Source organism: Flavobacterium sp., from assembly GCF_039932285.1.
GTDB lineage: Bacteria > Bacteroidota > Bacteroidia > Flavobacteriales > Flavobacteriaceae > Flavobacterium.
Genome location: NZ_JBDTQE010000096.1, coordinates 1 through 8,029 on the forward strand (window position 1 = coordinate 1; position 8,029 = coordinate 8,029).

Annotated in this window: 8 protein-coding genes; all 8 read right to left on the minus strand. The window is 32.0% G+C overall.

The window, feature by feature from the left end; genetic code table 11:
* On the minus strand, positions 1-373 hold a 373-nt coding region (locus ABI549_RS12675), incomplete at its 3' end, for a cyclic GMP-AMP synthase DncV-like nucleotidyltransferase (protein WP_348076828.1).
* Positions 315-1,355 (minus strand): CBASS cGAMP-activated phospholipase, encoded by a 1,041-nt coding sequence (locus tag ABI549_RS12680; protein ID WP_348076829.1) that lies wholly within the window; start codon positions 1,353-1,355, stop codon positions 315-317. The genes ABI549_RS12680 and ABI549_RS12675, both read right to left, overlap by 59 nt.
* 5 nt (positions 1,356-1,360) lie before the next feature.
* Complete coding sequence (locus ABI549_RS12685) at positions 1,361-2,524, minus strand: restriction endonuclease subunit S (protein ID WP_348076830.1); 1,164 nt, start codon at positions 2,522-2,524, stop codon at positions 1,361-1,363.
* A complete protein-coding gene (locus ABI549_RS12690) occupies positions 2,517-3,308 on the minus strand; it encodes a hypothetical protein (RefSeq protein WP_348076831.1) in 792 nt (263 codons plus the stop codon). Before ABI549_RS12690 ends, ABI549_RS12685 begins: the two co-directional genes overlap by 8 nt.
* A 2-nt stretch (positions 3,309-3,310) precedes the next feature.
* Positions 3,311-4,870, minus strand: a complete 1,560-nt coding sequence (locus tag ABI549_RS12695; RefSeq protein WP_348076832.1) for a nucleotidyltransferase — start codon at positions 4,868-4,870, stop codon at positions 3,311-3,313.
* Positions 4,871-4,872: 2 nt separating this feature from the next.
* Positions 4,873-6,255, minus strand: coding sequence for a Fic family protein (locus ABI549_RS12700; protein ID WP_348076833.1), 1,383 nt, complete (start codon positions 6,253-6,255; stop codon positions 4,873-4,875).
* A 12-nt stretch (positions 6,256-6,267) separates the two neighbouring features.
* Positions 6,268-7,779 (minus strand): type I restriction-modification system subunit M, encoded by a 1,512-nt coding sequence (locus ABI549_RS12705; protein WP_348076834.1) that lies wholly within the window; start codon positions 7,777-7,779, stop codon positions 6,268-6,270.
* Positions 7,772-8,029, minus strand: a 258-nt coding sequence (locus ABI549_RS12710) for a restriction endonuclease subunit S (RefSeq protein WP_348076835.1), incomplete at its 5' end; no start/stop codon positions are given. The genes ABI549_RS12705 and ABI549_RS12710, both read right to left, overlap by 8 nt.

Consider the following 8,029-nt stretch of genomic DNA (forward strand, 5'->3'; position numbering starts at 1 on the left):
TTACATAATCTTGTACTGTAAAAGAGGTTACATAAGGATTAGCAAGGAAATAAATTCCTAAATCGACATCGTAGGTTCCGTCATTCGCCAACACCATTGTATTCATTTTATAAGAACCTTGGATATAAAATTTAGGTACTGGAAGTTTTGTATATAGTCTAAAATAATTTACTATTCTCTCTTGCAATGCCCTACGAGATGCAATGAGTTTAGCTTTCTTTGTTGGTGTTAAAGAAATATTTTGTTCGAACTTTAAAAAGTGGTTGTGTGTATTTGCCATATCGTTGTAGTTTTCTTCGACTTCGGTTAGTATTTTATTGAGTATCAGCCCACCTGCTGCCAGTCCCAAAATCTTTAATAATTCTCGTTGCATCTTCGTGAAATCTATAGGTTGCTTTTTGTGCTAGTGCTTCTAATCTTTCTTTGTCTGTATCGTCTAATTCGATATTTAAAGTTTCATCTAATTCGGCATTTACTCTGTGATAAACAAAATTGGGATTTGCTATTTTTTCTTTATCGATACCATTTTGCATAACGTAGACTAAGTTTTCGACCTGTTGTGATTGTGCTTGCATGAAAAGATCGATAAGGCGTTTCTTTTTAAAATTTATCCAATACGTAATTCCCCAATTTTCTCTTTTTTTACCGTCTGAGAATTTCTGAAACCCAGTGCCAACCGATAGAATACTTAAATTACTTTTTTCTTGATAGAAAGCGCTTTCAGCTTCTACAATACCAATTAAAGTTGGATTGTTTGCAAAAACACCACCATCAACTTTATTCTTAAATGGTTTTGATTTGCCATCTTCTGTTAAATAATCAGATGAATATGGGTCAAAAAATGATGGTGCTGCAGCTGTTGCTAAAGCTGCTTTGTATGCTGGAATATGATAATCTCTTGTGAAATTTTGATGGTACTTGTTTTTAAGTACTGATGGTTTTCCTTCAAGTAAATCAAAAACAGGAATACAAACATTGGTTTTGCAATCTTTAAGTTTTGGGTCTTTTTCGTTATTGTATTTTTTAAAAATATCTTGAATTAATTTTTCAAGTGAACTTCTGTCATGTGATGCCGAGAATAGTTGTTCAAATTTGGTTTTTTTACTACCAAAAATATCGTTTGCTTTTTCTAGGTATAGATTGTAGATTTCTCTTGCAGGAATACCTAAAGCTAAAGCAATTGCCATTATACCGCCTGTTGAAGTGCCGCAAATTAAATCGAAATTTTGATAAATTTGCCATCTCTCCACATTTCTTCGTTTTAATTCTTCTTCAAAAAGCGCTAAATACATTGCTGGATAAACACCTCTTATACCGCCACCATCTATTGATAATATTTTAAATTTTTCTGACATTTTATTTAGTTTATAACCCTTGTTGTACCTGTTAACAAGTGTTGCATTAATCCTTGTTTTTGGTTTTGAAGTGAAATTAATTCGTCTTCTAAAGCTTTTATTTCTAAATCTATGTTACTTGAAAAGTTTGATATTTTTAGTTGTTCGTCTATTGAAGGACATTTAAATTTTAAATATTGATATTCTGAAATGTAATATCTTTTATGTTCTTCTTTTGGAAAATTGAAAATTTGCATTCGTTCATAAATAAATTTTAAATCAAAATTTTCACATGTTGTTTTTAAAATTTTGATTGCTGAGGATTTGATTTTAAAATTAAAATCCACGTACTTATTATCAGTTGTAAAATCATCAAATATTATGATTGGTAAATCATTATAAATACCTTTTACTTCGTTTGTATAACCTAAAATAAATCCTTTGTTCGCTGTCAGTACAGGTGTTTTAAACACATTTGAATATTCCTCTGTTTCTACAATATACTTATCGGGTCTAACATAATTTAATGTATCTTTTAATCTTATATCTGTCCACTTTTCTCTAAACCCTTTAAATCTCACTTCACCGGTCAACAATTTTTTCATAACTGCTTTTTTGTATTGCTTTTTGTTGTCAATGAGTTGTTGTTGCAGTTTTATAGTTTTGTCCCAAGTGGCAAGGATTTTGGCTATTTTTTGTTGTTCGGGTAAAGGCGGTAGCGCAACTTTAATATTTTTTAAACTACTTGAGTAAATATGTACCACTGAGTGACCTTGTCCTAATTTGTAGGTCTGTTTTTTGAATTCATCCGCATTAAATAAATACCCTAAATAATGAGCATCTTCTGATGTTGTTCTCAATATTATTATATCTCCGCCTGCATACGCTTCATCGTCTTTGATGTAGGCAACGCATTTACCGATATCCACTAAAGTTTCTCCAGAACCAGCAAAAAGTAAATCGTTTTTATAAATTCTCTCACTACTATTAGCGGAGGTTTCATTAATAAATGATTTAAACTCTTCTACGAAATAGTTATATTCTGAATATATTTGACCATAGCGAATACAGGGTTTTCCTGTTTCAACAATTTCAGCTTTAGTAATTCCTTTTCCTTTTAGAAAAGTGCCAATTTGCCCTAAAGATTTAGTTGTCCAGCCTAGCGGTATTATGTTATTGTTTTTACTCATTTCTGTCAATTCTAATGCAATAGGCATTTATAAAACCTGTGTTTTGTGCTACTTCTGAAAAATCATATTCATGTTCTTGGAAATTTTGTACATAATTTTCAGCCGTGGAAGTAGCCACTTTTACTTCTGAAATGCTACATCTCAAAGCTGTGTATGTTTCTCTTAAATCTTGAAAATAAGTTTGCCATTTTTCTAATTCTTTTTTTACTTTGATTTCATACTCTTTGTTACTCATAATTTTATCTTCTTTGTCAAATCTTTTGAAGAAGCAAACAAAACCTGCCTTTATATAATTTTCGCTAATAGGATCGGTTAAATTCAATGCTTTTGAAAGTCGAATTATATCTTGCTTAATTTTTTTATTGGCTTGATTTATGGATTTTATTTCAATGCCAACCATTGATTTTGTGGAAGGAAATGTTTCATTGTTATTTTGCATTTCACTAGTGAGTACAATATCTAATCTTTTTGATTTACTATCTTCAGGAGAATGGTTTTTTCTGTTTACTAGTTTCGAATTAAAAATATCTCCTTCAATTACTGCAGAAGGAAAAGCATTATTATAGAAATTATTTAGTGAATATTCTAAATTAACATCAATGCCTCTTTTAAAGCAGTATTCTTTAAGTTCCTGAGCCACATTTACTACAATTAGGTATTCAATTATTCGCGATTGCAAATCGGAATAGTTTTGTGTAAAAAGTATGTTATCGTTATACCCATTGATTAAACCCTTTTTGATGCGGCTTTCAATTTCATCAATTATGTTTATTTTATCGCTCATTATTATTTAATATTTACAAAAAATTCGGAACTCCTTGCAACACAAACTCCATTTTTTACGATAAAACATTCTACCCAATGCAAGCCTGAAAAAGCCGTTGCATCAGTATATACTAATCCACCTTTTCCAGCAGTTTGCGCTTTAAAAATACCACCTCGTAAACAATTGCCATTGGTAGCTTCTTGTCCGTTATTTACTACTTGCCAATACACATCATATGGTTTAGGCACATTGGTATCCATGGCATTGAATGTTACATAACATCCTTTAGGTAATAGAGTAGCGGTAGTTATGTTTTTTCGTTTTTTACGATCGGTTACATCGGTATAAACTCCAGAAATGTTACAGTAATATACAAGACTTAAATTCCATACTGGTCTTTCTCTATGCGGTGCTGATAGCATTTGAGCAGAATAATTAATTGGCTTAAGATTTTCATTTATCAAATCGTCATAGCCTAAATTTCTTACTGCTTCATTTACTGCTCTTGTTCCTAAAATGTTTTTTAAGATACGATATGCCGTGCTTGAATCCATGTTCTGCAATGCTCCAAAATCACTTCTTGCTTTTTCTAACCATGAGAAGAAATTTTCTTGTCGTTCCAATTCGTTTGGCCATCTATCGGCAAAGTTTTCCTCGTCGTTTACTGGATTGCTAATCCACCAAATATTTTTATTGTGTTTAACACTATACACTTCTTTCATGTGTAAATGCATCGTGTTTAAAATATTGATTAAAGCATCAATAACATTGGTTTCTTTTTGATAAGCCTTGGCTGCTAATGTTGTTATAATTATAGATATAGGTTTGTATTGATCGCCACCATACATAATATCTCGATGTCTTTTTAGAATTTGAACTACTCTTACTAATGGCTCTTTTATTTTTTTATATCCTGGTAATGGCGTTACGCTTTCGCTTAGCAAAACTGTTCGTAGTATATTTACATTGCTTCTTTCTTTGAACCAAGCGGCATAACCTAATGGGTTACTTTTTAGCCAGTAAACCGGATTGGTTTCTGTTGTGTAGTTGGTTTCTCTTCGGTCTGTAATTCGAAGTGAAATATTTTCTAAATCGGTTTTATCTAATTTACTAAAGGAACGTTCGCTAAGATTGATATGATTGTTATTACCCACTAAAGCTGGAAGTATATCTAAATGAAATTTGTCGCCAGCGTAAACCAGTGTCCAACATCGATTACCTTCCTCATCAAGCATTCTTTTGTAATCTTCATTATTGTAAATTAGTTGGTCTTTTACTTCGTGCTTTAAGTTAATTTGAGCCCAGTCGTATTTTTTACCCTTTAAACGACATACTAAATCGACATCTAATTCGTCTTCTTCCATAACAGGTCTTATCATTGTGCCTAAAAGAAAAGAACCTTGTGGCAAAATTTCTGATTTGTAAACACTTAATTTTGAACCTTCTTGTGAAAGTTGATTGGAAACTGCTGTGTATCGTTGCTCAACTAATTCGTGTTGTGCTTGGGTAATGTCTAATACCTGTCCGATATTTTCGAGCAAGTCATTAATTTTTGTAGTTGTGTTGTATGGGTTGTACATAGTTATTTTGATTTTATAGCATCCTTAATTTCCTCTAATAATTTTTTGGAAAGCTTATTTACTATTACTTTTATTTCCTCCTCTGTTATTGGCTCTGAATACAATTTTTTACAGAAATATTTGTCGTCGTTGTGACTATTTCTATCGTTGATGATATAATAATAATCTTGAAACATCACCCAAATGTTCGTGTATTGTTGGAACGTATTTGTTCCATCATGCTTAAATCCGTTGTATAAAATGCTTAACCTTAAATCGTCAATTTTTTTATATTTAGGATTTTCTCCGAAATTATTGTCTACTGTGTTTGATTTTTCTTCATATATGTTTTCAAAAAACTCATCAAAATATTCTATTCCTCTGTTCCAAGAACGATTACCTTCGGCAGAATTTTGAAATTTCTTTTCTACAAACATTTCATCGAATTTTTTAGTTTTCTCGACTAAATGAATAAATAGCTTTCGGAAGGAGTTGTTGTAAAGTTCTTTGATGATCTCGTTGGATTTAGGTTCTACTTTGACGTCTTTGGTTTTTAATTGACGCTTTAGTAACTCCAATTCTTTTTCTACATCGTCGTCCTCATCAATTTCTTTACCTTCAATTACATCTAGCACCAACTGTTCTGAACGTTCAATTAAGCCAGCTACATATTGGTAAAAAGCTTCTTTTTCACCGCCGTAACTTTGGATGTCGCTAATGAAGTTATAGTAAATAGAGCGTTCCTGTTTAGTAATCCAAAACGGAGTGTAACCTAATGCAATTAAGATTAGATTTGTTAGAATTCGAGCCGTTCGACCATTACCATCGTAAAATGGATGTATTTCAAGATATTCTAAATGAAATTGTAGTGCCACGTCAATGGGATGAGGAGCGTTTTTGCTATTTGACGTTATGGCATCAATTGCAGCATTGGTTTTATTTAGTAACTCGTGCATTTTCTCAGGTACCAATTCCCAATCAACGAAAGTGTATTTTTCACCTTTGTGATTCAATATTTCATTGTTCTCTGGTTTCCATGTTCCAATTTTCTTCTTTTTTTCTAAATCTTCCTCGTGCATTATCCCAAGATGAATGTCTTTAATTCTTCTTTCAGAAAGACGAATTTCGCCCTTGCCAATTTTAAGAATTTCCGAAATGACTTCATCATGTCCTTTCATTTCTAAAACATCTTTAATTGGTTTTTGGTGTACCTCTAAATTGCCCACCATTACACTGCGCGTTTCTTCAATAGTTAGGGTGTTGCCTTCCATGCTATTGGAGTTAAAGTTCCATTCTAAACGAAATTTATTATTGATTTTGTTTAGCTGTTCTTTAGTTAATTTTCCGTTTTGAACTATTTTTTCTTTAATAGTATCAATTTTGTTTTTAAGGTTTATGTATTTCATAACTACTATTTTTTATAAGCCTAGTTCTTCTAGGTACTGTTGCATTTCTTTTCGTACTTCGGTTAGTTCTCCTTCAAGTGAATTGATTTCTGCTTTTACTTTTGCTAAATCGACAGGTTCTTCCTCTTCAAACGTATCGACATAACGAGGAATGTTCAAATTATAATCGTTCTCTTTTATTTCTTTTAGAGAAACAACATTACTGTACTTTTCTGTTACTTGAAAGTTTTGATAGGTTGAAACAATTTTTTGAATATCAATTTCTCTCAATCTGTTTTGCTTTTTCCCGTCTTGATATTCTTTGCTAGCATCAATAAACAAAACATCTTTTGATTTTTTAGCTTTATTGAAAATCATTATTGCCGCAGGAATGCCCGTACCAAAAAAGAGGTTACTGGGTAAACCGATTACTGTTTCTAATAGATTTTCTTCGATAAGTTTTTGACGTATTTTCCCTTCTGCAGCACCTCTAAATAATACTCCATGTGGCACTATAACACCAATTCTACCATCAGGCAATGTGGTATCTATCATGTGTAAAATAAACGCATAATCACCTTTGCTTTTTGGAGGCGTTCCTCGAAGAAATCTTTTGAAGCGGTCTGTTTCAGCATTTTCAGCTCCCCATTTATCCAGACTAAAAGGAGGATTTGCTACTACTATATTAAACTTCATTAAATATTCGCCTTCAATTAGTTGTGGATTATTGATGGTGTCGCACCATTCTATTCTGGCACCATCCATTCCGTGAAGGAACATGTTTAATTTACTTAATGCCCAAGTATCGCCATTACTTTCTTGACCATAAAGTGCAAAGTCTTTTGATCTAGAACCATCTTTCTCTTTTACTTGTTCGCCCACTTTAATTAATAGAGAACCGGAACCGCAAGTTGGATCACATATTCTATCTCCTGGTTTAGGATTGACTAATCTCGCTAATAATTCGCTAACTTCATCTGGAGAATAAAATTCACCTCCTTTTTTACCAGCACCACTGGCAAACTCGCCGATAAGATACATGTATGAATTTCCTAAAACATCTTCCACTTTATTTAACTTAGAAGGTCTAAAATCTAAAACTGGACTTGCAAAATCATCTAAAAGGTTTTTTAATCTTCTGTTTCTGTCCTTGGTTTGACCTAACTTGTCAGAATTAAAAGAGATATTTCTAAATACACCTTCTAATTTCGTTAGGTTTTTATCTTCGATTTTGGCAAGAACTTTGTCTATTATCTCTCCAATGTTGGTGTCGTTTCTGTTTTCATATAGGTAGTCGAACGAGCAATTCTCTGGTAATACAAAACGTTCTCTTTGTAATTTTCTTTGGATAAGTTCTTCATTATCGCCATATTGTTGTTTAAATTCTTCGTAATGATCTTTCCAAACATCACTCATGTATTTTAAAAACATGAATACTAGGATGTAATTTTTGTATTCAGAAGAATCAAAAGCTCCTCTAAATGTATCACATGCACCCCAAAGTGCTTTATTTATTTGGTCTTGGGTTGGGTTTGTATTAGTCATTTTCTATTAATTTTAATAATTGATTTTGGATAAGTTCCTTTCTACTGGTTTTAATTTTTTCTAGTATTTCTAATTCTTTATTTAATAAAATTGCTGCGTTAGCAATAGCTTTTTGCACTTTGATAGGAGGAATTTTAATTGGTAATTCCATTATATCTTGTTTGTTTAAATTTGGGATATAAGTGCCTGCTTTTTTTTCGTTCAAATAATTTTGCGCTTCTCTTTGGTTAATGTACCAAACTAGATATTC

Excerpts from the sequence above, each read along its gene's own strand:
- ABI549_RS12680 (WP_348076829.1), bottom strand. The coding sequence starts at position 1,355 with ATGTCAGAAAAATTTAAAATATTATCAATAGATGGTGGCGGTATAAGA.
- ABI549_RS12685 (WP_348076830.1), bottom strand. The coding sequence starts at position 2,524 with ATGAGTAAAAACAATAACATAATACCGCTAGGCTGGACAACTAAATCT.
- ABI549_RS12690 (WP_348076831.1), bottom strand. The coding sequence starts at position 3,308 with ATGAGCGATAAAATAAACATAATTGATGAAATTGAAAGCCGCATCAAA.
- ABI549_RS12695 (WP_348076832.1), bottom strand. The coding sequence starts at position 4,870 with ATGTACAACCCATACAACACAACTACAAAAATTAATGACTTGCTCGAA.
- ABI549_RS12700 (WP_348076833.1), bottom strand. The coding sequence starts at position 6,255 with ATGAAATACATAAACCTTAAAAACAAAATTGATACTATTAAAGAAAAA.
- ABI549_RS12705 (WP_348076834.1), bottom strand. The coding sequence starts at position 7,779 with ATGACTAATACAAACCCAACCCAAGACCAAATAAATAAAGCACTTTGG.